The organism is Arthrobacter sp. BF1, from assembly GCF_056680215.1.
Genome location: NZ_CM155271.1, coordinates 2915824 through 2939609 on the forward strand (window position 1 = coordinate 2915824; position 23786 = coordinate 2939609).

The 23786-nt window shown below is 65.8% G+C and carries 22 protein-coding genes and 1 tRNA gene; 9 read left to right on the forward strand and 14 right to left on the reverse strand.

Annotated elements, in window-relative coordinates; genetic code table 11:
* Nucleotides 1-134: 134 nt before the first annotated feature.
* The 4 genes from AC1MCD_RS13630 to AC1MCD_RS13645 are packed head-to-tail and all read right to left on the reverse strand — an operon-like array spanning nucleotide 135 to nucleotide 3640.
* Complete coding sequence (locus AC1MCD_RS13630; RefSeq protein WP_498672722.1) at nucleotides 135-1091, reverse strand: ABC transporter substrate-binding protein; 957 nt, start codon at nucleotides 1089-1091, stop codon at nucleotides 135-137.
* A complete protein-coding gene (locus AC1MCD_RS13635) occupies nucleotides 1081-1833 on the reverse strand; it encodes an ABC transporter permease (protein WP_498672723.1) in 753 nt (250 codons plus the stop codon). The genes AC1MCD_RS13630 and AC1MCD_RS13635 overlap by 11 nt, the downstream gene beginning before the upstream one ends.
* Entirely contained in the window at nucleotides 1830-2540 is a 711-nt protein-coding gene (locus AC1MCD_RS13640) for an ABC transporter permease (RefSeq protein WP_498672724.1), read from the reverse strand. The genes AC1MCD_RS13635 and AC1MCD_RS13640 overlap by 4 nt, the downstream gene beginning before the upstream one ends.
* Nucleotides 2540-3640 (reverse strand): ABC transporter ATP-binding protein, encoded by a 1101-nt coding sequence (locus AC1MCD_RS13645; protein ID WP_498672725.1) that lies wholly within the window; start codon nucleotides 3638-3640, stop codon nucleotides 2540-2542. Before AC1MCD_RS13645 ends, AC1MCD_RS13640 begins: the two co-directional genes overlap by 1 nt.
* Before the next feature lie 221 nt (nucleotides 3641-3861).
* On the opposite strand from AC1MCD_RS13645, the gene AC1MCD_RS13650 reads away from it, so the two are divergent.
* The gene (locus tag AC1MCD_RS13650) at nucleotides 3862-4890 is read left to right on the forward strand and encodes a pirin family protein (RefSeq protein WP_498672726.1); all 1029 of its coding nucleotides are present in this window, start codon (nucleotides 3862-3864) and stop codon (nucleotides 4888-4890) included.
* Here the strand turns inward: AC1MCD_RS13650 and AC1MCD_RS13655 are convergent.
* Together AC1MCD_RS13655 and AC1MCD_RS13660 are read right to left on the reverse strand one after the other, a co-directional pair.
* Nucleotides 4876-5769, reverse strand: a complete 894-nt coding sequence (locus AC1MCD_RS13655) for an N-acetylglucosamine kinase (RefSeq protein ID WP_498678345.1) — start codon at nucleotides 5767-5769, stop codon at nucleotides 4876-4878. The genes AC1MCD_RS13650 and AC1MCD_RS13655 overlap by 15 nt on opposite strands.
* Nucleotides 5770-5900: 131 nt before the next feature.
* On the reverse strand, nucleotides 5901-6887 hold the full coding sequence (locus AC1MCD_RS13660; protein ID WP_498672728.1) for a LysR substrate-binding domain-containing protein: 987 nt from the start codon (nucleotides 6885-6887) through the stop codon (nucleotides 5901-5903).
* A 104-nt stretch (nucleotides 6888-6991) separates the two neighbouring features.
* On the opposite strand from AC1MCD_RS13660, the gene AC1MCD_RS13665 reads away from it, so the two are divergent.
* Together AC1MCD_RS13665 and AC1MCD_RS13670 are read left to right on the forward strand one after the other, a co-directional pair.
* Complete coding sequence (locus tag AC1MCD_RS13665; RefSeq protein WP_498672730.1) at nucleotides 6992-8248, forward strand: MFS transporter; 1257 nt, start codon at nucleotides 6992-6994, stop codon at nucleotides 8246-8248.
* A 147-nt stretch (nucleotides 8249-8395) separates the two neighbouring features.
* Nucleotides 8396-8899, forward strand: a complete 504-nt coding sequence (locus tag AC1MCD_RS13670; protein ID WP_498672732.1) for an Lrp/AsnC family transcriptional regulator — start codon at nucleotides 8396-8398, stop codon at nucleotides 8897-8899.
* 11 nt (nucleotides 8900-8910) lie between these two features.
* Here the strand turns inward: AC1MCD_RS13670 and AC1MCD_RS13675 are convergent, their stop codons facing one another.
* Complete coding sequence (locus AC1MCD_RS13675) at nucleotides 8911-10152, reverse strand: MFS transporter (RefSeq protein WP_498672734.1); 1242 nt, start codon at nucleotides 10150-10152, stop codon at nucleotides 8911-8913.
* A gap of 168 nt (nucleotides 10153-10320) precedes the next feature.
* On the opposite strand from AC1MCD_RS13675, the gene AC1MCD_RS13680 reads away from it, so the two are divergent.
* The 3 genes from AC1MCD_RS13680 to corA are packed head-to-tail and all read left to right on the forward strand — an operon-like array spanning nucleotide 10321 to nucleotide 12239.
* Entirely contained in the window at nucleotides 10321-10806 is a 486-nt protein-coding gene (locus AC1MCD_RS13680) for an Lrp/AsnC family transcriptional regulator (protein WP_498672736.1), read from the forward strand.
* 10 nt (nucleotides 10807-10816) lie between these two features.
* Nucleotides 10817-11242: a DUF1761 domain-containing protein gene (locus AC1MCD_RS13685; RefSeq protein WP_498672739.1), complete on the forward strand. Its 426-nt coding sequence runs from the start codon at nucleotides 10817-10819 to the stop codon at nucleotides 11240-11242.
* Between the two features lies 1 nt (nucleotide 11243).
* Nucleotides 11244-12239 carry a magnesium/cobalt transporter CorA gene (corA, locus tag AC1MCD_RS13690; protein WP_498672741.1) on the forward strand — a complete coding sequence of 332 codons (996 nt, stop codon included), beginning with the start codon at nucleotides 11244-11246 and terminating at the stop codon, nucleotides 12237-12239.
* 23 nt (nucleotides 12240-12262) lie between these two features.
* Here the strand turns inward: corA and AC1MCD_RS13695 are convergent, their stop codons facing one another.
* The 6 genes from AC1MCD_RS13695 to galU form a co-directional block, all read right to left on the reverse strand.
* Nucleotides 12263-13858, reverse strand: a complete 1596-nt coding sequence (locus AC1MCD_RS13695; protein WP_498672744.1) for an ABC-F family ATP-binding cassette domain-containing protein — start codon at nucleotides 13856-13858, stop codon at nucleotides 12263-12265.
* Between the two features lie 195 nt (nucleotides 13859-14053).
* On the reverse strand, nucleotides 14054-14638 hold the full coding sequence (locus AC1MCD_RS13700) for a hypothetical protein (protein WP_498672746.1): 585 nt from the start codon (nucleotides 14636-14638) through the stop codon (nucleotides 14054-14056).
* Nucleotides 14639-14817: 179 nt separating this feature from the next.
* A tRNA-Ala gene (locus AC1MCD_RS13705) sits at nucleotides 14818-14890 on the reverse strand.
* 83 nt (nucleotides 14891-14973) lie between these two features.
* The gene (locus AC1MCD_RS13710) at nucleotides 14974-15897 is read right to left on the reverse strand and encodes a hypothetical protein (protein WP_498672748.1); all 924 of its coding nucleotides are present in this window, start codon (nucleotides 15895-15897) and stop codon (nucleotides 14974-14976) included.
* A gap of 109 nt (nucleotides 15898-16006) precedes the next feature.
* Nucleotides 16007-16624, reverse strand: a complete 618-nt coding sequence (locus AC1MCD_RS13715) for a GNAT family N-acetyltransferase (protein ID WP_498672749.1) — start codon at nucleotides 16622-16624, stop codon at nucleotides 16007-16009.
* 5 nt (nucleotides 16625-16629) lie between these two features.
* Nucleotides 16630-17535, reverse strand: coding sequence for a UTP--glucose-1-phosphate uridylyltransferase GalU (gene galU, locus AC1MCD_RS13720; protein WP_498672751.1), 906 nt, complete (start codon nucleotides 17533-17535; stop codon nucleotides 16630-16632).
* 110 nt (nucleotides 17536-17645) lie between these two features.
* On the opposite strand from galU, the gene AC1MCD_RS13725 reads away from it, so the two are divergent.
* The 3 genes from AC1MCD_RS13725 (at nucleotide 17646) to cpaB (ending at nucleotide 19602) form a co-directional block, all read left to right on the forward strand.
* Nucleotides 17646-18266, forward strand: coding sequence for a 5-formyltetrahydrofolate cyclo-ligase (locus AC1MCD_RS13725; protein ID WP_498672752.1), 621 nt, complete (start codon nucleotides 17646-17648; stop codon nucleotides 18264-18266).
* 136 nt (nucleotides 18267-18402) lie between these two features.
* The gene (locus AC1MCD_RS13730) at nucleotides 18403-18669 is read left to right on the forward strand and encodes an FmdB family zinc ribbon protein (protein WP_498672753.1); all 267 of its coding nucleotides are present in this window, start codon (nucleotides 18403-18405) and stop codon (nucleotides 18667-18669) included.
* Between the two features lie 186 nt (nucleotides 18670-18855).
* A complete protein-coding gene (gene cpaB / locus AC1MCD_RS13735) occupies nucleotides 18856-19602 on the forward strand; it encodes a Flp pilus assembly protein CpaB (RefSeq protein ID WP_498672755.1) in 747 nt (248 codons plus the stop codon).
* Between the two features lie 51 nt (nucleotides 19603-19653).
* Here the strand turns inward: cpaB and AC1MCD_RS13740 are convergent, their stop codons facing one another.
* The gene (locus AC1MCD_RS13740) at nucleotides 19654-23757 is read right to left on the reverse strand and encodes an AAA family ATPase (protein ID WP_498672756.1); all 4104 of its coding nucleotides are present in this window, start codon (nucleotides 23755-23757) and stop codon (nucleotides 19654-19656) included.
* Nucleotides 23758-23786 lie beyond the last annotated feature (29 nt).

The window sequence follows — 23786 nt, forward strand, 5'->3', positions numbered from 1 at the left end:
TCAAATATGCCACAGGACGGATGTACTTCCGTTGAGACCTCGGACACAGGAGTGCAGGCAGCGAACGACGGCGGCTGCCGGTCCGCGTGGGTCCGGCAGCCGCCGTCGTGGTTTACCTCAAATCGCTTTGCGGGCTACTTGACGATGCCCTTGTCCTTCAGCCAGGAGGCTGCTGCGTCTTTGGGGTTTTGTTTTTGGCTGCCGCTGACGGCGCGGTTGAGGTTGATCAGGTCATCAGTGGTCAGGATTTTGGAAACGCTGTTGAGCGCATCCTTGGCCTTGTCCGTCATCTTCGCCTTGTTGTAGAGCGGCAGGACCTGCTGGGCCTTGAAGTTGTTCTTGGGATCCGCCAGGACTACCAGGTCGTTGTCCGCGATGGACGGCGTGGTGGTGTAGATGTCCGCCACCTGGACGTCGTCGGTCAGCAGCGCCTGCAGGGTCAGGTTGCCGCCGCCGTCGCTGAACGGCTTCAAAGCCTTCAGTTCGCAGCCGTAGTTTGCCTTGAGCCCGGGGAACCCGTAGGGACGAGTCTCGAAGGTGGCAGGCGCCCCGATGGTCAGGTCCTTGCACACCTTGGCCAGGTCCTCAATGGACTTCAGCTGGTACTTCTCGGCAGTGGCCTTGGTGACGACCATGGCGTCCTTGTCTTCAGCCTTGGACGCGTCCAGGACCGCAAGTCCGTCAGGGAGTTTGCCGGGAAGGGCCTTAAAGACATCGTCAGCTGAAACTTCCGGGGCCGCGGCGTCGAAGTAGGAGAGCAAGTTGCCGGTGTAGTCCGGAACAAGGTCCACCGATCCGTCCTGGACGGCCTTGACGTAGATTTCACGGGAGCCGATGTTTGGCTTGGTGGTGGCCGTCACGCCGGCAGCGCTGAGCGCGCCTGCGTAGATCTCCGCGATGATCTGGCTCTCGGGGAAGTCAGCGGAGCCGACCACCAGGGAGCCCCCCGCGCCGCCGCTTGCAGCGCTGGTGCTGGGGGTGGCCAGCGGGTCGCTGCCGCCGCAGGCCGTCAGCGCTACGGCAAGGCCGACGCCGGCGGCCAGGCCAGCCAGTCCCCGGCGGGTGACGGTTGTCCGGACGTTATCTTTCATGGGTGCCTCCTTGAACAGCAGCTGGCGCAGGCGCGTCAGCTGGGAGATCAGCGGTGGCCGTCCGGCCACCGCGTCGATCGGTTTTGAGGCCCGGCGAAAGAATGCTTCTTTGCACCGCGGCCAGGATGAGGTCAATAACAATCGCCAGCCCGGCGATGAGCAGCGAGCCGGCAAGCATCCGGGGGAAGTCCTGCAGGACCAGCCCGTCAAAGAGGTAGCGGCCCAGTCCGCCCAGCGGCAGGTACGCCACCACGGAGACCGTGGCGATGACCTGCAGCACGGCGGTGCGGATGCCACCGAACATCACCTGCAGTCCGTTGGGCACCTCAACGCGGAACAGGATCTGCAGCTCGGTCATCCCCATGGCCCGGGCCGCATCCACCACGGCCCTGTCCACGCTGGCGATCCCCGCGTAGGTCCCGGCGAGAAGCGGCGGCACCGTAAGGATCACCAGGGCCCAGACCGGTGGCATCAGGCTGCTGCCGGCAAGGAGTGCGAAGAGGACAAGCAGTCCCAAGGTGGGCAACGCGCGCAACGCACCGGCCACCGCAACGGCCACCACGCGACCGCGGCCGGTGTGCCCGATGTATAGCCCTGTGGGGACCGCGATGGCGGCGGCAATCACCAGCACCAGCGCGCTGTACTGGAGGTGCTCCACCAGCCGGACGGGGATGCCGGAACTGCCGGTCCAGTGGGCCGGGGCAGCGAGCCAGGCAAACGTGTCAGTGAAGATATTGCTCATGGTCCGGCTCCCGCATGGACGTTGGCGTCGGCCACGTACTGTGCGCTGGCGGGGACTGACGGGCCCGATGCTTTGGTGGCGCGGGTCCAGGGGGTGAGCAGCCGCTCCAGCAGGACCAGCACCGCATCCATCAGCAGCGCGAGCACCAAAATGGCCACGATCCCCACCACCACCTCCGTGACGAAGTTCCGTTGCAGTCCGTCGGTGAACAGCATTCCGAGGTTGCCCACTCCCAGGAGGGCCGCGACGCTCACCAGCGAAATGTTGCTGACGGAGACCACGCGCAGCCCGGCAAACATCACCGGCAGGGACAGCGGCAGGTCGATCTGGACGAAGCGGAGCCAGGGTTTGTAGCCCATGGCGGTGGCGGCCTGCCGTAGGTCTTCTTCGACGGAGTCAAAGGCGTCAAGCGCGGCTCGGACCAGCAGCGCCACAGCGTAGATGGTCAGCGCGACGATGACGTTGATGGGGTCGAGGATCCGCGTTCCAAGGATGGAGGGCAGGATGATGAACAGTGCCAGTGACGGGATGGTGTAGAGCAATGAACTGGCCGTCACCACGACGGACCGCACCGCGGGGTGGATCCGGGCCAGCTGGGCCAGCGGGATGGAAATGACCAGCCCCAGGACCATCGGGATCAGCGCAAGGACGAGGTGCTGCCCCGCCCGCTCCAGGACCATTCCGGTGTTCGCCAGGAACCACTCCATCAGAGGGCAGCCTGCCGTACCTGCCGGGCCGCTTCGATGACGGCCAGGACTTCCTGAGCCCTGATGGCCCCCAGGACCCGGCCCTCTCGGTCCACGGCCACGCCTTGGCCGGAAGGTGAGGAAAGCGCTGAGTCCAGGGCCCGCCGCAGGGATTCACCGGGGTGGAACAGGGAACCTCCCGGGATCAGGTCACTATCGGTCCCGGGCCGTGCCCAGCCCAAGGGCCGCATGTCCTCATCCACCACAAGCTGCCAGTCGGTCACGGCCGCGGGATCGCCGTCGAACTGCCCGTCGCGGACTACCAGGGTGGGCACCCGATGGATGGCCACGGCGTCGGAAGTGGTGAACCCGAGGTGACGGAAGCCGCGGTCCCGCCCCACGAAGGAGGCCACAAAGTCGTTCGCGGGGGCCCGCAGGATTTCCTCGGGCGTGGAGTACTGGGCAAGCTTCCCGCCTACGGCGAACACGGCAACCTTGTCACCGAGAATGGTGGCCTCGTCAATATCGTGGGTGACAAAAACGATGGTCTTGGCGAGGTCCTGCTGCAGCCTCAGGAGCTCCTGCTGCAGTTCGTCCCGAACTACCGGGTCCACGGCGCTGAACGGCTCGTCCATCAGCAGGATGGGCGGATCGGCCGCGAGCGCCCGGGCCACGCCGACGCGCTGCTGCTGGCCGCCGGACAGCTGGGACGGGTACCGCTTGCCGAGCGATGAAGCCAGCCCGACGACGTCGAGCAGTTCCGTGGCACGCTTCCGGGCTTCAGCCTTGGAGACACCGTTGAGCCGGGGCACGGTGGCGATGTTGTCCAGCACGGAGCGGTGCGGCATGAGGCCGGACGACTGCATGACGTAGCCCATGGACCTGCGCAGTTCGGCGGCCGCAACCGTGGTCACGTCGCGCCCGTCCACGGTGATGACGCCCGACGTCGGTTCCACCATGCGGTTGATCATCCGCAGGGACGTGGTTTTGCCGCAGCCCGAGGGGCCCACGAAAACGGTGATGGATCCCTTGTCGATGGACATGGTGAGGCTGTCCACGGCCGGATTCCCGCCCTGATACTGCTTGGTGACGCTCTGGAACTCGATCATGGCTGGGTCCATTCCCGGACTTTACCCGTTCTGTTGGACGGCATCGGACGGTGGAGCGGTGGGCCGTAAGGTCACTGATAATTACCGTAGCGCAATCAGTTCCCAGCGTAACCAGATCCGCGGGCAATTCCGGGCAAGCGAATCCCTACTGTAATCATTCATTCGCAGGCCTCCCCCGATTGGATGGGTCCCGGTGGATGGGCACGGACCCCGTCCGGATCTACAGTGGGACTGTGACGAACTTGGAAGTGGCACCCGTAGAGGAACTCTGTCCGCCCGCCGCCTCAGCCGGGACGTCCGGTCCTTGCCTCAAGCTCTGGCCCGAGCGCGAGGTCCCGTTGGGCGGCGTCCGCGCCATGAACGTGCAGCGCACCCTCCCCCAGCGCGGCCTGCCCACCATCGGTGCCTGGTGCTTCCTGGACAGTTTCGGTCCGGACCGCACCGCTATGTCAGTGCTCCCCCACCCGCACACGGGATTGCAGACCGTCACGTGGCCGCTCGCCGGGAACATCCGGCACCGGGACAGCGTGGGCAGCGATGTGGTGGTCCGGCCCGGGGAACTGAACATCATGACGGCGGGGCGTGGCGTATCCCACTCCGAGTTTGCGGTCCTGCCGGGTCCCGACGCCGGCGGACTGCTGCCGCTGCAGCGCGGACTTCAGCTCTGGGTTGCCCTTCCTGACGGCGACCGCCACCGGGAGCCGGCGTTCGAGCAGCACCAAGATCTGCCCTCGGCAACCGGGCCGGGTTTCACCGCGACCGTCATGGTGGGCGAATTCGCCGGGGCGGTATCACCCGCCACCATGTACTCCCCCATCGTCGGGGCCGACATCTCCTGCGAAGGCAGGGCAGTCCTGCCGCTCAACGCCGATTTCGAGCATGCTGTCCTGGTGCTCGACGGCGGGCTGACGCTCGATGGGCAGGAGGTCCCGCCGGGTCCGCTGGGCTACCTGGGCGCGGGCCGCCCGGCGCTTGACGTCGAGGCGCTGCCCGGCACACGGTTCCTGCTCATCGGCGGCGAGCCCTTCGAGGAGGAACTGCTGATGTGGTGGAACTTCGTGGGCCGCACCCACGACGAAGTGGAGCAGGCGCGCGACGAATGGGAGGCTCAGGCAACACTGTCCGACGATGCCGCCCGCACGGCACGCTACGGGTTGGTCGAGGGGCACGGCCCCGATGCCGGCGCGGAAGCCGGCCGCATCCCGGCTCCCCCGATGCCGGCCGTCAGGCTCGCCCCGCGGCGGCGGTCACTCGGTTCCTGACGGTTCCTTCACCAACTGCAAGACCCCGAACACGGGATCCTGGTCCAGCACGCGCACCTCGGTAATGCCTGCAGCTGCGAGATACTTCCGGAAGGCGTCCTGGAGCGCAACCACGTTCATGCCCAGCCCGCTGCCCAGGATGACCGGGCCTTCGATTCCGAGCTTCCGGAGTGCCTGCGCTGCGAGCGCAGCGAGGTCCTTGCCGGCCTGGTCCAGCAATTCCTGGCTGGCCTCATGGCCGGCAGCGGCCGCGTCCACGACCAGGCGCGCCTGCTGGGCCCAGAACCGGCGGCCGGTGTCCGGGGAGTGGAAGAGCGCAATCAGCCTGTTGGGGTGGTCCACTCCGCAGGCGTCAAGGAGTGCCGCGGTGAGCCGGTCGGTAGGGAGCCCTTGGTTCATGCGGCGCAGGCTGTGCCGGACGGCCTCGCGGCCCAGCCAGTAGCCGCTGCCTTCATCACCGAGCAGGTAGCCCCAGCCCCCGGCCCGGGCTTCCTCTCCTGCTGCGTTCCGGCCCCAGGCCGCGGAACCTGTCCCGGCAATCACGGCCACGCCGGTGCTCGCACCGCCGGCAGCCAGCAGAAGCCTCGAATCGTGGACCACCGTGACTGCGGCTCCCGGGGCATGCGGTGCGATGAGCGCGGCGAGGGCGGCAGCGTCGTCGTCGGTATCGATTCCGCCGGCCCCCGCATACACCTGGGTCACCGGCCCGCCACCGATCCGGGCAAAGAGGTCCGCGAGGTGAAGGGCAGCCTGTTCACGGCTGACGTTCTGGACGTTGGCGCTGCCGGCGGACTGGTCCGCCACCGCCACGCCGTCCTCGAAACGGACACCGCGGGTCTTTGTCCCGCCGATGTCCAGGCCAATGATGACGCCTGCCAGGGCAAGCGGAGCAGCTCCGGACCCACAGCCGGTTTCGGGCTGGTTTCCGGACGGTGCGGCCTGGGGGTGCTCGGTATCAGTCACCTCATCAGCCTACTGAAAGGCCGCCGTCGTGTCTCAAGCGGCCGCCCTCAGCTGCCCTGCGAGCGCGCCGCCACCAGTCCCGCCAGCAGCTCCGGTCCCTCCTGCAGGACCAGTTCGCGGAAATACCGGACGGAATCCGGTTCCGCGTCCGGTCCGGGCTTGCGCCTGCGCCAGCCGAGCCCGATCTCCCGGTAGGCGAGCCCGGACTCCAGCGTGAGTTCAACCCAGCCCAGGTTGCCCGTCTCGGGGCTGACGTGACGCCCCGGCCCGTTGCCACCGGGCGGCAGGATGCTGACGCCAAGGCCCGCGGACACCAGGCCGCGGGCGGTGTGCGTGTCCTGGCTTTCGAAGGCGATCCGGGGACGGAAACCTGCTTCCCGGAACAGCGCATCTGTCAGCGACCGCATGCCATACCCCGGCTCCAGCGCTACGAAGGGGTCCCGGCGGATGTCCTGCAACCCGGCGCTGCTGCGGCCTGCCAGGGGATGGCCATGGTGCACCACGAGGCGCAGCGGCTCCCGGTAAAGGGCAGCCGATGCGACGGTGCTGCTTGCAGCGGGCACTGGGGCCGTCAACGCAAGATCCGCCTGTCCGGCAGCGAGTTCCGCGAGGCAGGCGTCCCGAGCGCCCTGTCGCAGGATGAATCCCGCTTCCGGGTGCCGGCTGCGGAAGGCGCTGATGAGCAGGGGCAGCGTGGCCTCACCGAAGGTGTGCTGAAAGGACAGTGAGACCTTTCCCCGGACCACGTCCGATTCGTGCCGGACCAGATCCAGCCCGGCCTGGAATTCGGTCAGTGCTGAGTCGATGTAGGGAAGCAGGGTCCTGGCGGCGGCCGTGAGGCGCACTCCGCGTCCGTCGCGGATGAGCAGTTCAGTTCCGACGACGGCGCTGGCCCGGGACAGTGCCCTGCTCACCGTTGACTGGGGTACTCCGAGCAACTCGGCTGTTTCCGTGACGTGCTGCGTGCGGCCCAGCTCCGCAAGGATGGGGAGCAGAGGCAGGAGTTTTGCCAGTTGCTGATGATCGGTGGGCATGGGAGCCGCCCTTCCCTGTCGGCGTGCAAACGTTCCATATCTGCTATTGATTCTAGCTAAAGCATGCATTGGAAGCATGAATTGCAAAAGCCTACCCTTGACCTATGCCACAGACCGCCACCGCATCAGGAACGTCCGCGCCCCAGGGGAACGCCTGGGCGGGCCACCCCAAAGGCTCGGCCGCGTACGGCAAGATCCTCTTGGGGCTGGCCTTCGCCGGCGTGGCGACGTTTGCCCAGCTTTATTCCACCCAGGCCGTGCTGCCGATCATGGCCACGGACCTGCAGATCACCGCCGCCGAGGCAGCGCTGACCATCTCACTGGCCACGGTGGGCCTGGCCGTCACGGTCATTCCCTGGTCCTTTCTGGCGGACAGGATAGGCCGGGTCAAGGCCATGACCTGGGGCATTTCGGCAGCCACTGTTTTTGGACTTCTGGTGCCGCTCGCCCCCAACTTCAGCATGCTCCTTGCCCTCCGACTCCTCGAGGGCATGGCACTAGGGGGAATTCCCGCCATCGCCATCGCCTACCTGAACGAGGAAGTGAACCGGGCGCATGCCGCGATGGCAGCCGGAAGTTATGTTGCCGGCACCACCTTGGGCGGGCTCGCCGGCCGGCTCGTGGCCGGCCCGGTGGGTGAGGTGTGGGGCTGGCGGACAGCGGCCTTGGCGGTGTCCCTGCTGGCAACCGTGGCTGCCGTGCTCTTCCTCATCCTGATACCCCGGGCCAAAGGGTTCGCCGCCACCAGGGCCGCCGGGCTCCGTGGCGCCTTCTCAACCCTCGGCGGCCATCTGCGGAACCCCCGTCTGGCCGCACTCTACGTCCAGGCGTTCCTGATGATGGGAGGCTTTGTGGCGGTCTACAACTATTTGGGTTTCCGCCTGTCCGCGGAGCCTTTTGCACTGCCTGCCACCTTGATCAGCTTCATCTTCCTCGCCTACCTGTCAGGGACCGTGACCTCCCGGTGGGCCGGGGCACTGACGGCCCGCTTCGGCCGCAGGACCGTCCTGCTGGCAGGCCTTGTCCTGATGGCCGCCGGCCTCGCGCTGACGCTCACGCAGGTGCTCGCCCTCATCCTCGCCGGCCTGGTGATCTTTACCGGCGGCTTCTTCGCGGCCCACAGCATTGGCTCCGGCTGGACCGGAAGCATTGCCACCACCGGCCGCGCCCAGGCAGCGTCGCTATACAATCTGGCCTACTACCTGGGCTCGAGCCTGATCGGCTGGTCGGGCGGGCTGCTCTTCCAGTCCCTCGGCTGGACGGCGCTTGCCCTCGCCATCATGGTGATGGCGTTCATCACCGCGGTGACAGTCGTCGTCGTCCATCCCCCGCGAAGCGCAGCAGCACGTGGCCTGAACTGAGGGAGCGGCACGGGCCGGCACGCTGCAGAACTATCTGGCATCAAACGGCGCGTATCTCTGGCGATTATTCGGAGATAGGCCCTGACCGGAGGTGATCGGGCGGAAACACGCGTCTAGGATGAACTCAAGGACAGTTGAGGAGTTCCCATGAGCAGCATTCCAAAAAATACCAGGCCGGGCAGTTACTTCGAACCGCTGGACGCGATCGATGAGCGGCTTCTCGCCGCACTGGTGGACGATGCGAGGATCTCCAACAAGCAGCTGGCCGAGCTGGTGGGCATCGCCCCGTCCACGGCGCTCATGCGGACCCGTGCACTGTCCGAGCGGGGCATCGTCCAGGGCTTTGAGGCCAAGCTCAGCCTTTCGGCGATCGGCCGGTCCGTCCAGGCGCTGGTGGCCGTCCGGCTCAGGGCCCACGACCGGGACCAGATCGACCGCTTTACGGCCCGGGTGCCCCACCTGCCCGCAGTCCTTTCAACTTTCCACACCTCAGGTTCCGTGGATTATCTGCTGCACATCGCCGTCGGAAGCACCGAGGATCTGCGGGACTGGGTCCTGGACAACCTGGCCACCGACCCCGTGGTGGGCCACACCGAAACCACCCTGGTCTTCGAGCACATCCAAGGCAACCACGGTCCGCTGCCGGCATAGCGTGTCGGCGGCTAGGGCCGCTGCTGAATGGCCGTCCGGAAAGTCACGGCGGCCAGTGCCAGTGCGGCGGCACTGCACACCGCAACAAACGCAGCCACGGCGGCCTGAAGACCGAACGCTGCGGTTGCCCATCCCAGCCCGATAACCGGCACGGCACTGCCCAGGTACGTGATGACGTAGACGGTGCTCACCACCTGGGCGTGGTGCGAAACCTCCACCTTGGCGGCCACATCGTTGAAGAGGGTCCGGAAGGCGACGCCCTGACCGAGTCCGGCACACACGCTGGCAGCCACCAACAGCAATAAAGAGTGCCAGGCCGCGGCTGACGCCAGCAGCAGCACCGAGATACCCAGGACCGCCAGACCGGCCGGAACCACAAAGCGCCCGCGCACTGCCAGCAGCTGGCTCAGCGCCGAGGCTCCTAGCGTGATCCCGGCCAATGCACCGATCAGTGGGCGGGAATCGGTGCCTACGATGTGGGCGAAGTAGCCGGGCGCCAGTGAGAGGCAAAAACCAAATACGGAAAAGCTGAGGAATCCGACGCCGGCCGCAAGCCAGAAGGCGCCCCTCGCCTCGGTGGACACCGCCGGGCGGCGTGGGGCCAGGACGAGGATGGGCCGGGGTCCTGCCGGTGGCTTGATGGCAGGCCGGGCGTTCAGCAGGAACAAGGGTACGAGCATTCCGGCGAGCACCACGGAATGGACGTAGTACGGGGCCGTGGTGGGTCCAGGCAGCATGGACAGCAGCCCGCCGATGACGGGGCCAGCAGCCACGCCGCCGGACGTTGCCAGCAGGGTGAAGCGGGAGGCCCAGTCCGGGCGGGAGGGCAGCAGTTCCCGCAGTGCGGCGGCGCTGGCACCGGTGGCCAGCGCCACAGCTACACCCTGAAGGGCCCGGCCGGCCGAGAGTGCCACGAGGGTCCCTGCCTGCGAAAACACCCACCCTCCGGCCAGCCCTGCCAGGACGGCGAGAATGAGCGCAGCACGCCGGCCGATATGGTCAGACCAGTGGCCGGCCAGCATCAGCGTGGCCACCAGCGCCAGGACGTAGCTGGCGAAGGCCGTGGTTACGCCGAGCGGTGAGAGGCCCAGGTTTGCCTGCAACAGGGGGTAGAGGGGGGTGGCCAGGTTAGCGCCCACGAGCAGCAGGGAGATGACGGCGCCGGCCATCACCAGCCGGGCGGTGGTAGAAGCATTCCAGCCGCGGCTCGCGGCGGTGGCCGGGCGCATGCGGAGTTCACTGAAGACGGTCATTGGCGGGGCCTTAGCATCTGCCGGGGTTTGAGGTCCTTGTGGGACGGCCCCCGGGGTTTACATGGATAACCAAATAATGGAGCATTCCTGCCGGATGCAGCCGCGGTTTGTGGTTCAATTGAGCAAAACACGCAATTTACAGTGCCAGGGATAACCGAAAGTGACAGTTTGAATACTCTTGACCCCACCGACCTGAAGATACTGCTGGAGCTCATCCGCGATCCCCGTGTCCAGATCGGGGAACTCAGCGAGCTGCTGGGGATCGCACGCAACACGGCTCAGTCGCGGGTACGGCGCCTGCTCCGTGCTGGTGTGTTGCACGACGGCGGGCGCGAGATTGACCTCGAGGCGGTGGGGTACGACGTCGTCGCTTTCGTCACGATCGAAGTGACACACCGGGAACTGGACGGCGTGGTGGGCGCCCTCCGGCTGCTGCCCCAGGTTTTGGAGGTCCACGAGATTTCCGGCCGGGGCGATGTGTGGTGCCGCGTCGTGGCCACCGATACGCACAATCTGCAGTCCGCCCTCCGCCAGATCCTCCGCATCAAGGGTGTCATCCGAACCGAAACAGTCCTGGCGCTCCACACCCACATCCCCTACCGCACCGAACCCCTGATCAGCCGCCTCGCACAGGCCGCACCAGGCAAAGACTAGGATTTCCAGCATGGATTGGCTCTCACACATCTCCCAGCTCAACTGGCTCGCCGTACTGCTGGCGTTCATCTCCAGCATGGTCATCGGCTTTGTCTGGTACATGCCCGCTGTCCTGGGCAGGCGCTGGATGGCCGCGATTGGCAAGACGGAGGAGGACCTCAAGAACATCAGCGGCGGCGCCGGCATCTGGGTTCCCATGATGGTGGCCGCCGCCCTGACCGCCGTTCTGCTCGCTGTCCTGATCAGCAAACTGGGCCTGGACAACGCCGCGGCGGGCGGCTGGTTCGCCCTGGTGCTGGCATTGGTGTTCCGGGCGGGAGGCCATCTCATCCACAACGGGTTCGCAGGCCGTCCGACGGCAGTCACACTCATCGACTCCGGGCACGACCTGCTCGCCATGACGGTGGCCGGCGCCATCATTGGGGCGATGTCCTGACATGACCATCATCGATAACGCTGTCTACGTTGACGGCCTCCGCAGTGCAGAGCCCGAAAGCCTGGAGCAGACTTTCGAAACGCTCACCCATCATGGCGGCATGGCCTGGATCGGGCTGTACCGGCCCACCGCGGCGGAAATGGCTGCCGTGGCCAGCGAGTTCGGGCTGCACGCTTTGGCGGTGGAGGATGCCATTTCGGCGCACCAGCGGCCCAAGTTGGAACGCTATGAGGACAATCTGTTCACGGTGCTCCGGCCCGCGCGCTACCTGGACTCCACCGAGACCGTGGAGTTCGGCGAGCTGCACGTCTTCACCGGCCGGAACTTCGTGGTGACCATCCGCCATGCCGAAATGGCCGGTGTGGGCAGGGTGCGGCGGCGCATGGAGGACCGTCCCGACCTGCTCCGGCACGGCCCGGAAGCTGTGCTATACGCGTTGCTGGACATGGTGGTGGATGACTACGCACCTGTGGTGGCCGGCCTGGAGAACGATATCGACGAGATCGAGGACCAGCTGTTCAGCGGGGACAACAGCGTGTCCCGCCGGATCTACGAGCTCGCCCGCGAAGTCATCCAGTTCCAGCGTGCCATCCATCCCCTGCCGGAGATGATGCAGCAGCTCAGGCGGGGCTTCGAAAAGTACGGCGTCAACACCGAACTGCAGCACAGCCTTCGCGACGTGGAGGACCACGTGGAACGCGTGATCTCCCGCGCGGATTCGTTCCGTGACCTGCTGCAGAACGCCCTCACCCTGGACGGAACCCTGACCGCCAACCGGCAGAACGAGGCCAGCGCCGAACAGAACGAACAGGTCAAGAAGATCTCCTCATGGGCGGCGATCTTCTTCGCACCATCGTTCGTGGCGGGGGTATACGGGATGAACTTCGACCATATGCCCGAGCTGCACTGGGCCGCGGGCTACCCCATGGCCATCGTGCTCATGGCAGCCACCGCAACCTTGATGTACACCATCTTCAAGCGGAAGGGCTGGCTCTAGCGTTCGTCCGCCACTCCAGGGCTTTAGCTGGCCTGCAGGTTTACTGCCCCGTGGCCTGAGTCGGCCGTGCTGAAGACCAGCCTGCGGTTGGCGATCTTGTCCGTGAAGAAACGGTCGTGGCTGACCACCACAACCGCCCCAGGAAAGTGCAGCAGGGCGCGCTCCATAACCTGCGTGCTGGACAGGTCAAGGTGGTTGGTGGGCTCGTCAAGGAGCATCACGGAGGCGCCGGAGAGCAGGCACTGGGCCATCGCCACCCGGGCCCGCTGGCCGCCGGAAAGGTTCCCGATTCTCTGTTTCAGGTCGGCTTCGGAAAACTGGAACATCGCGAGGAACCTGTTGACCGATTTCTTCGTCGCGGTCAGGGCGAGGCTGTCCGGCATCGCATTCACCGCATGGGTGACCGTGTCGTCGTCGTCCAGTTCTTCAAGCACCTGGTTGTACGAAACCATGCCCGCGCCCTTGGCCCAGGAAACGGTGCCGGCATCAGCCGGCTCCTCACCGGTGAGCGCCCGCAGCAGCGTGGTCTTGCCGCTGCCATTGGCTCCGAGGACGGCGATCCGATGGCCTCGACCGATTTCGAAACTCAAGCCGCTGAAAAGAGTCCTTCCGCCGTAGGCCTTGCCCAGCGATTCCACGCGGCACAGGACGTCCTTGACGTAGAGGCCGCCATAGATCTCCGTGATGATCTGGTCCACCGGCCGGGGCGCCCTGGACTTCTTGATCCTGGCCAGCTGGTTCGCCAGGCCCTTGCCCGCGGCCTTGGCGGCCTCCCTGCGGTCGGAGATGCCTTCGGCTTCGAAGGCGAGCAGCTCCGACTCGTGGACAAACTGGCTTTCCAGGCTTTTGAGCCGGAACTGTTTGGCCACCACGTACTCGGCGAAGTTCCCCGGGTACTCGTGGAGGTGGTAGTTCTCCACCTCGATGATCCGGGTGACAACGGAGTCCAGGAACTTCCGGTCGTGCGAGACGATGATCGCGGCGCCCTTGAACGTTCTGAACCAGCCCTCGAGCCATTCGACGCCGGCAACGTCCAGGTAGTTGGTGGGTTCATCCAGCAACAGGACGTCCGGGGCCTCGAGCAGGATTTTCGCCAGTGCTGCCCGGTTCCGCCAGCCGCCGGAGAGCTCGTCGATGGCGCAGGTGCGGTGGTGTTCACTGAAGCCCAGGGTTGTGAGGACTTTGTCGATGCTGCGCTCGTAGTCCCAGCCGTCCAGCCGGTCCATGGCCTCAAACAGCTCGGACTGGCGGTGGGTCAGCTCGTCCAGCCGCGCGTTATCGGAGGAATCGGTGGCGATGGCAGCATCGATTCCGGCGAGTTCGGCCTCGATCTCCTTCACGTGGGCGAATAGGCCGTCCAGGACTTCCAAGATGGTGGACTCGCCGTTCAGCTCGGAGAACTGGGAGAAGTAGGCCGTTTTGGTCCCCAACTCGACGGCGACTGTTCCGCTGTCCGGGGCAACCTGGCCCTGGACCAGTTTGAGGATGGTGGACTTGCCGGATCCGTTCTTGCCGATCAGGCCCACACGGTCTCCAGCCTCAAGCTTGAAGAAGGCTTCGCGGAGAACCTGGGTCTTTTCAAAACTGACGTTGACGTCGTTCAGCCGGATCAAGCTCATTGATGGTGTCCAATCCAGGTGCTGTGGCTGATGGGCCCGGGGAAAGCCCGGCCGCAGCCACCCAGAATGGTGGCCGCTCAGTAGTTTCTGTGGAGCTGAAGGGATTCAGGTCCTGGCTTCTTCGATGCGAACTCCGAACAACGCCGGTTCACATTCTGTCACGGAAACCGGATGCAGCGCCGACCACGGACGCCGCTAGACGCCCGGCTTTTCCCGCGAGAGTCCGATGCCCAGGATGATGAGGATCGGTGCACCGAAAAGCAGCGTGGACACGAGGAGTGCTCCACCGAAGAACGTGACGATCAAGCCGATGAAACCCAGCAGTACCGCAAACCCGGCGAGAGCCAGGGAGGTGATTACCGGCCCCCGGGAGCGTCCGCGCTGGTTCGCCAGGAGCACGATCCCTGCTGTGATATTGCCGAGGGCTGCGACCAGGACGAGGAACGCCATAAAGACCACAGTGCCGTTGCTGAACCCGGCGATGGCGGGGATGAGGAGAAAGGTGCCGAGGACGATTCCGATGATGCCGGATGCGATCCGGAAGCCAGAGGATTTTGCCTTCAGAGGGCCAGCCTGCGGCCAGTAACCGGGCTGTCCGTATTGCTGATGCGGATAGGGTGCGTACTGCGGCTGCTGGCCGTATGGCGCGTGATGCGCCGGTGCATACGGCTGAGGCGGTCCGTACGGCGGCTCATTGCCCGGGATGGGCCCGGACTGCGCGTGGGACGGGTAGCTCTGTGGTTGTGGCGCCGGCGGTATCGGCGGGATGTTCTCTGTCATGCTTCCCCCAGTTAGAAGTCGTTTCGATGCCAGATTACCTGCGTGCGCTGCTGACCGAGGAGTTGCGCGCAAAACGGCGCACCAGGTAACAAACAGAAGACTGGCGAGGAGACCAAGCCGGTGATCGACCTGGTGGAAATTAGGGCACGCCGATCGGCGGCTCAAAACCTTGAGATTTGTGGAGCTAAGGAGATTCGAACTCCTGACCTCTTCGATGCGAACGAAGCGCTCTACCAACTGAGCTATAGCCCCGGAACGGTCCGCTTCCCGGTTAGGAACGGCGGCGCCGGTGAACTTAGGCTACAAATTTTCTCTGCGCATTACCAACTCCGGTGTCAGGCGCGGCGACGCTGCAGGACGTCGTCGAGGTTACTCAACGCGCTCTGCGCCTTCGTGAGCGGCTTGGCGGACGGCACGGGCGGGACTGCGGGGGTGCCCTGCTTCAGGGACGGCTTACCCACAGCTTTGGGCGCTTCCGGCAGATCAAGCGGCTCAGGCGCCGGACGTTCAGCCTTGGCAGCCTCAACGTACACAGGCTTGGGCACATCTACAGGTTCCCAGGTGGTTTCGACGGGCGCCGACTTCATCGCTTCGCTGGCGCTGGCGTCTCCCGCGGCAACAGCGACGGCCAACGCGGCTTCCCTGAGCTCCATCGCGGTGAGCGGTTTCGGTGCAGTCGTGTGAGCCTCGGCGTCAAAGAGCCGGCTTTCCGGCTGCGCGGCCGGGCGGGGCGTGTCCCGGACCTCCGACACTGGTTCCTGGCGGCGGACGGGGGCGCTCATCGCGGAGCGGAAGGCAGCCTGCACCTTGGCTTTGCGGTCCCGCACAGCCAGGAAACGCAACAGCACCACGGCGATTGCAGTGGTGGCCAAGCCCGCTACCGGCAGCAGGGCAGTTCCCAGCCCAAACAGCAGCAGAACAGCGGAAACAAAGGCGGTCAGCAGTCCCGCCACGCCGACGAGGGCAATGACGGTCCGGCCGTATCGGATCCGGAACGCGCCCGTGGTTGCACTGCCGGCAGGCGCGGCTACGGTTTCGGGGCTCTTCCTGATATCCATGGCTTTCTCCTGCGGGGCGGCGATGTTCATGACCATCCCGGCTCTCGGGTCCGATGATTCAATAGCTGGAACATCCGCGAAATAATCAGCAGCGGCCTGGGCCTGGTGCCGACGGTTCTGCAGGACGTAGGGCGCAACCCATACGATCCAGAGCACAACGGCAACCACAAGGATCACTGAGCTGCTTAGAGGGAAGTCCACAATCAAAACCGTATGAGTATTCCGTCAGCCGCTCCCGCATTAGCCTCGGTGTGTCGCGGGCAACGTGGCAAATCAATGGATTTATGACCCCGGGAAGAGCCTTTGCAGGTCAGGACCGGGATGCCAGCCATCGGTTGAGCAGTCCTTCGGGTACTTCTTCCGCCGTCAACGCGAACGTCCGGTGGTCAGCCCATTCCCCGTTGATGTGCAGGAAACGGGGCCGGTAGCCCTCATCGCGGAAACCGAGCTTTTCTACCACCCGCAGGCTGGGGCCATTCTCGGGCCGGATATTGATCTCCATCCGGTGCAGCCCGAGGACTTGGAAGCAATGGTCGGTGGCCAGTGCAACAGAAGTGGGCGCGATGCCGTGCCCGGCCCGCGCCTGGTCAACCCAATACCCCAGGGTCGCCATCATGGCCGAGCCCCACACGATGGAGGACACTGTCAGCTGGCCAACGATGACGGGTGCCGCGGACCTTGGCGTCCGTTCCGTGATCAGGAAGGGCAAGGCGGTGCCTTGGGCTGCCTGTATCTTCAGGGACCGCACCATCTGCCGGTAGTCCGGGAGGAGGCCACCGGGCGCCGGGTTGGAGGCTTCCCAAGGCTCCAGCCACTCCCGGTTGCGTGACCGGACCTCGGTCCACTCCCTCTTGTCCCGGTACCTGATGGGGCGCAGGACCAGGTCACCGCACTCCAGGGTGGTGGGCCAGATTGGTCCGGGACGCACGGCAGCTATTTAGCGAGGCCGGCAGCGAAGCCCGGCAGCCACTCCCGCAGACCGGGGCCGAGGTCATCGCTGTCGATGGCAAGCTGGACGCAGGCTTTGAGGTAGCTGAGTTTGTCACCGGTATCGTAACGGCGGCCGCGGAAGACCACCCCGTAAACCCCGTAGCCCTCGCCATCGCCGGCGGCCAGTTCCTGCAGCGCGTCCGTCAGCTGGATTTCCCCGCCGCGGCCCGGGCCCGTGCGTTCCAGTACCTCGAAAACTTCGGGGTGGAGGACGTAGCGGCCAATGACGGCCAGGTTTGAGGGGGCCTCGTCCACGTCGGGCTTTTCGACGAGCTTGTTGATCCTGACGTAGCTTTCGCCATCGATGGCTTGGACGTCGGCACACCCGTAGGCGCTGATCTGCGAGGGCTCCACCTCGATGAGGGCCACCACGGATCCGCCGGTCTTGGCCTGCACTTCGATCATGGTGCTGAGGAGCTCATCCCGGGCATCGATCAGGTCGTCACCGAGGAGGACGGCGAACGGTTCGTTGCCCACGTGCTGCTTTGCACGAAGCACCGCGTGACCCAGGCCGTTGGGGTCACCCTGGCGGACGTAGTGGATGTCACCGAGGTTGCTGGCTGCCTGAATGGACTCGAGCTTGGCCATATCGCCCTTGGCTTCCAGCGTGTCCTCCAGCGAAGGAACCCTGTCGAAGTGGTCCTCCAGCGCGCGCTTATTCCGCCCCGTGATCATCAGAATGTCGTTGAGACCGACGTTGACAGCCTCCTCAACCACGTACTGAATGGCAGGCTTGTCCACCACGGGAAGCATTTCCTTGGGCATCGCCTTGGTGGCCGGGAGGAACCTGGTGCCGAGCCCGGCTGCGGGGATGACGGCTTTGCGTACAGTCTGCTGAGAGGTAGTCACTGGACTAATCTAACGGAGGGGGCTGATCATTCAGTAATCCCTGGTCGCCCCGTGCCCTGCACACCCGCAGGCGGCACATCCGCAACACCGCACCTGGAAGAGGGATCGGTATGTCTGAGCGCGACAGGGCGGCCAAGGAAGGCATCCGCGCACGCCACCGCGCAAAGCGCGCGGCCACGGAACCCGGCGAACGCGAGGCAGCCGGCGAGGCCCTCGCCGTGCACGGCGCAACGTGGGCCGAACAGTTGACAGGCGCAACGCCGTCGACCTTTTGCGCCTACCTGGGCGTGGCACCTGAGCCGCCCACTCTGCCGCTGATCAGCGAACTCCACCGCCGCGGCCACACGGTTCTGCTTCCCGTTTGCGAACCGGATCGCCACCTGAGCTGGACCCGCTGGACCCCCGAGGCGGAGTTTGTCCGCAGCCGGTTTGCTCCCGTATTGGAACCCGCCGGACCCCGGCATGACCTCTCCATCATGGCCTCCGTATCCGGCCTCCTGATCCCCGCCACGGCTTTGGACCGCAGCGGGAACCGGATCGGCCAAGGGGGCGGCTATTACGACGTTTTTCTGGGCTCACTGGCCCGCCAAGGGCTGGATATTCCGCTGGCGGCCATCGTGTTCGATGCAGAAGTACTGCCAGCCGGAACCATTCCCGCCGAAGAGTTTGACCGGAAGGTCCCTGTAGCCCTGACTCCGTCTGGGCTGGTTCCCTTGTCGGCCCGGTCCTGACCAGCGCCGCCGGCAGTCCCACGTGCCGCCCGTTCGGGGTGATAGAATTGGCACTCAGGCCCTGAGACTGCTAATGAACGGATTTCTTGTTCAAGGCAATACAGGACCTCTCGTTTGCCCAAGAGGAGGATCACCAGTGCCCACTTATGCCTACGCCTGCAAGGATTGCGGCCACGCCTTCGACGTTTTCCAGTCGTTTACCGACAGCACCCTGACTTCATGCCCGGAGTGCCAGGGAGCCTTGCGCAAGAAGTTCAACAGCGTTGGTGTGGTCTTCAAGGGCTCCGGCTTTTACCGGACCGACTCCCGCGATGCCAAGGGAAGCACGGTCTCTTCCGCGCCCGCCGCGGCACCCGCTCCGGCAGCTGCACCGGCACCGGCCGCCGCAGCTGCAGCCAGCTGACGTTACTCTCGGTCTTCACGGACCTTTCTGTAGCAAAGGGCTGATCCGCCCGCGTTAAGCCCGGTGTCGCGTTGAGTCCGGTGTAACGACACCGTTTATGACCGCGTCCGACGACGGCAGCGCAGTTGTCCACATAGGCACCTCTGCTGCTGTGCCGCGCAGTCTCCGGAACATAGCGTGGTTGCCATGCCCGCCACCCTCTTCCGCCCCAGCCGCCGGACCGCCCCGCCCGCGCGCGCGGCCCGCCATCCGCTAGCGACCAGAGACACTCGCCGCCCCGGCCGCCGCAGGCTCATGTCGTGGCTGAGCCGCAACCGGCGCCTCGCCATCGCGCTCCTGCTGTGCATCGCCGCCGGAATCACCGTCCATCAGCTCACTCCCCCTCCCGCTGACACGGCAACGACACTGGCCGCCGCACGGGACCTGCCCGCCGGCACAGCATTGGCAGCAGCCGACCTGGCGCCCGTGAAGATTCCGCCGCAGCTGGTGAATACCGGGTCCATCACCGACGCAAGCCAAGCCACGGGCAAGCAGCTGGCAGCACCGCTGCGGAAGGGCCAGCTGCTGACCGATTCCCAACTGCTGGGTCCAGGCCTCCTCGCCGGAGCGCCGCCGGGTTCCGCGGCCGTGCCCTTGAGGATGGCGGATCCATCCTCCATCCAGTTGGTCTCCCCCGGGCAGCTCGTTAACGTGGTGCTGACCGGCGCCAACGGCTACGACCAGAACGCCCCGTCCCAAGTGCTTGCTTCCTCGGTACCGGTCCTCTGGACCTCGGGGCAGGGCGGGAAAACGGGCCAGTGGCTCGGCACCGGCGAGACTGACGGGCTGATTGTGGTGGCAGCAGCCCCTGAACAGGCCGCCCGCCTGGCCGGAGCGTCCACACAGGGCAAACTGTTCTTTGTCCTGGTGGGACCTCCCAGTGCGGCAGGATGACGTGGGGCGGCAGCGACGCTACAGCCTGTCAGCGCGAGACCGTGGCCGCGGTCAGCCCCAGTGCGGCGGTTTGTTCTCCTTGAGCCACGCGTCGTGATCGTCCTCGGTGCCGTCGCCCCAGTTCCGGGGATCATCCTCAGCCGCCTTGTTCGGCAGAATTGCTGCGGTACCGGTCTGCGGGGCTTCCGGTGCGGGCGCCTGGCCGTTGCCCGCGGGGTCTGGCTGGTCGTCGCCTTCGGTACCGGCCTGGCCGGGGTTCTGTGCGTTCACAACAACCTCCTCGCTCTCCAGGCGTTCGGCCTGGTATTCGTTCCTGTCGTTTCCAGCCGTCCCCAGGCGTTGCGAGTCCAGATCCTCGTCAAAGAATCCTCCCGCGGCGGTGCCTCGTCCGGGTGGCATGACGTTCTCAAGGCCCAGGTAGCCTGCGATCCTGTCGGCGCAGGTGGAGGGATCCGTAAAGACCTCAATAGTCCACAGCGGCATATACCGCCAGCCCATCCGTTCCAGCAGCTGCGGGCGCAGTCGGCTCCGTTCGCGGACGCTCATGGTGCGGTACTGTTCCGTGCCGTCGGATTCAATCGCCACCGGCCACGGGATATCCGCGTCGTCCTGCCCCATGGTACTCAGCGGGTCCGCCGCTGCCACCACGTCGATGACGCCGTCGTACTGGTGCCAGACGCGGGCACCGCGGGCGCGCAGCCGGTCGCCGAGATCTGCTACGAGGGGGTCGGCACCGAGTGCCTGTTCGCTGGCAGCGGCCCGGGACGCAGGGGTGCCAAGGTCCGTCTTTCCCGCGATTTCCCGGTTCAGGAGCTCGTAAAGCTCCACGGCCCCGTGCGAAAGGCGGGTGTGGTCAAGGTCTTCAGGCTGGAAGCATGTCAGGACGTGGATGGACCGGCGGGCACGCGTCATGGCCAGTGCGAATTTTTCGCGGCCACCCTCAGCGGAAAGCGGACCAAAGTTATGCAGCGCCCGCCCGTGGGGGGTGCGGCCGAAACCGGGCGAGAAGATGATGTGGTCGCGGACCAGGCCCTGCGCCCGCTCAAGGTCAACCACCCGGAAGGACTCCGCCCCGCCGCCGAAGAACCCGGCGAGGGTGGGGTGATTGGGCAGTTGCAGCCGGATGGACTCGCCTATCCGGGCCGCGTGCCGGAGACTGGCAGTCACCACGGCCAGGGATGTGCGGGAACGCAGCCTGGCGTGTTCGAAAACCAACTGCACCACGCGGTTGACCTCGGCAACCACGGACTCCACGCCCTCATGGTCGGCGCTTGGCAGCCCGGTCCCATCCGGCAGGTACTCAACCGTCAACGCCCGGTCCAGGCCTGTAGCCGCCTGTCCCTCAGGGAGCCGGCGGAGGCCGTCGTCGTAGAAATTCTTGCTCAGCTGCAGGACGAGGTCCTCGTCCACTGCCCGGTAGACAAAATTCAGGCGCCAGACGGGCAGCACGGCGGACAATGCAGAGTATGCACTTTCCACCCGGTGGTGGGCGGCTTCGCCAACGGCCAGGCGTTCCACGCCCACCGTGAAGGTTCGGGGACTGGCGATCTTGGCGTCACCGAAGGCAATCACCTGCTTGGCGCGGGCAATGGAAGGCAGTACGGCCTGCAGCGACGTGGCTTCGGCGTCCAGTATGACCACGGCATCAAAGCGCTGCTCAGCCGGCAGAAGCCCTGTCATCAGGTACGGGCTCACCGACCATACGGGAACCAGCATCGGGACAAGGTCCGGCGCCTGCGCCGTCAGCGCAGCCAGCGTGACCCTGCCGTCCTTGAGCAGGCTGCGGAGCAACTGGGCCTGGCGCGGGTGCTCCGCCAGCGCGGCCCGCCACCGCTCGGAGAGATCCCAGCGCAGCCGCGCCGCACCGCTGGCAATGTGGGCGTTGTCTGCAAGCCGGTATTCGGCCTCAAGCTGGCGGAGGGCGTCACCGTCGGACATGGCCAGGTAGTCATCGCCGCTGATCATGGCTTCCAGGGCGGACTGCCACCAGGCGAGCTCAAGCTCGGCGGCCACGGACTCTTCCGGAACCTCACGGTCGGCAAGGTCGGCGAGGAGTTCACCCAGGCCGTGTTCGCGCATGTTTTCCACGAGCAGGGTGCGTTCCGGCAGTGTTTTGAGGGTGCCGGTGTCCGCGACCAGCCGCTCAAGCCGTTCCATGAGTTCCTCGTAGCGGGCAGTGGCCAGCGAGCCGCCGGCCGCCGTGTGCCGAAGGGCCTCCCCCAGTTCGGTGAGCTCCCGGTCCAGCGAACGGTACATGACGTTCATTTCGGCGAGCCCGGAGGGGACAGCAGGGTGGCGCTGCGAGGTGGCGTACCCGGACCAGAGGGCCCGCTGCTCCTGTACCAGCACCAACGAACTGTGGAGGTCGGCGATGTGGACTCCTGGCCTGACGTACTCCTTGGCGACGCGGCGCAGCCGGGACCGCTGCATCGACGCCATGTCGATGTTCCGCTCCCGGCGCCAGGCAGAGGTGGCAGTGGCGGAGATGAGGTCATGGACCGGCCGGTCGAAGATGTCCGGCGTGAACTTGTCCAGGCTTTCGCGGACGGCCACCAGCAGCTCGAGTTGCTCTCCCCATTCAGCGAAGGAGGTGCCCAGCCGGATCTCGGCGTGCTCGGCCACACTGTGCATGCGGTCGCGCAGGACCGGAAGGTTCTTCGCCACCGAGCGGGCCAGCTCCTGTGCTTCCTCGGTCTCTTTGCGGGTGAGGAGCCTGGCACCGTGCCATGGACTGGTGGTGGACGCGCGGCTGAAGCTGCCAAGCTCGGCTGCGCGGCGGAGCCTGCCGGCAAGCTCGTTGCGGTCACGGATGCTGTCCAGCACACTCCGCTTGAGCCGCACAGTGGTGGCCGGGGCCGGGTGGATGGACGTCAACTCGGCGAGTGACTGCATGGCCTGGTACGGCGAGCAGCCCCAGCGCTGGCGCACGTTGTGCAGGGACGCCACGTGGTCCATCAGGGCGTGGCGGTGTTCGGTGAGGGTTTTGTGCAGGTTTCCCAGCTGCGGTTCCAGCGATTTCTCGTTGCGTACGATGGCCCGAACCAGTTGGGCTTTGAGCTGCTGGGGCGTGGCGGTGCCGGACAGCTGGAAAAGAATGGACTCCAGGCCCAGGGCTTCCAGTTGCCCGGACACTTCGTTCAGGCTGGCGCGGCGGTCTCCGACCACCAGTACCGACCGTCCAGCGTCCACCAGTGCGCCGATGGTGTTGATGGCGGTCTGGGTCTGGCCCGTGCCGGGCGGGGTGCTGACCACCAGGGAGTCGCCGGCGCGCGCAGCGTCAATGACGTACTGCTGGTCCGGGTCCGCATCAAGCAGGAGGAGTTCGTCGCCGGGGTGGCGATCGTCCAGGCTCGGAAAGCGAGAGGTGTCCGGCTGGTCAAAGTCAACCATTTCGCCGCCGCCCGACTTGGCCAGTGCGGTGATGAGCGGGTTGGCGTCATTGATCCAGGGGTCGTCGAGGTTGCCGGAGAGGTCGGCAAAAGTGGACACGAGCAGGTTGTGCTGGGCTTCCGCGCCGTGGATGGGCCTGATCAGGGTGGCCAGCCGGTCCAGGACCGGCTGCGGGTCAAAGCGGGCGGTGCTGTAGGCGAGGCGGGTGACGGCGTTGACGTCGAAAACGATGCCGTGGATGTTCTTCAGGTGCCGGACCAGGGCCGGGTTGATGTGGGCCTGTTCGGTGAGCTGCAACTCGTAGTCGTCCTCGCCGGGACGGACCGTGAGCGAAATTGCGGTGAGCATGACCGGCGCGGAAATTCGCTGGGGTTTGCCGCCGACGGCGGATGTCCACACCACGGTGCCTGCAGAGAAATACCCTGCGTCAATGCCGCGGTCGTTTGCGAGTTCAAAGATTTTTGAGCGGATGTTCCGGGAGGCCCGTGCCGCCACCACGTATTGCTGCTGGTCCCGGATCAGCGTGGATAGCCGGGTACGGCGGCCCGCCATCAGCTGCGCCAGCCCCGACGGGTGGGCGTGGGTCAGGTCAATGGAGCCCTCGGGGGTCTTGGTGAAACGCAGCATGGCGTCTGCCCCGGTGACGGGTTTGAGCCCGGACAGCCATTTTCCTAGCTCCTCAGAACCCTCCGGGTGGCCTTGACCAACTGACACTACTGCCTTCTTTTCTGCGTTTGCACGTGACGCCCTGGACCATACCGGCATGCTTTCGAGCGTAGCCGCAAAAGCGGCCG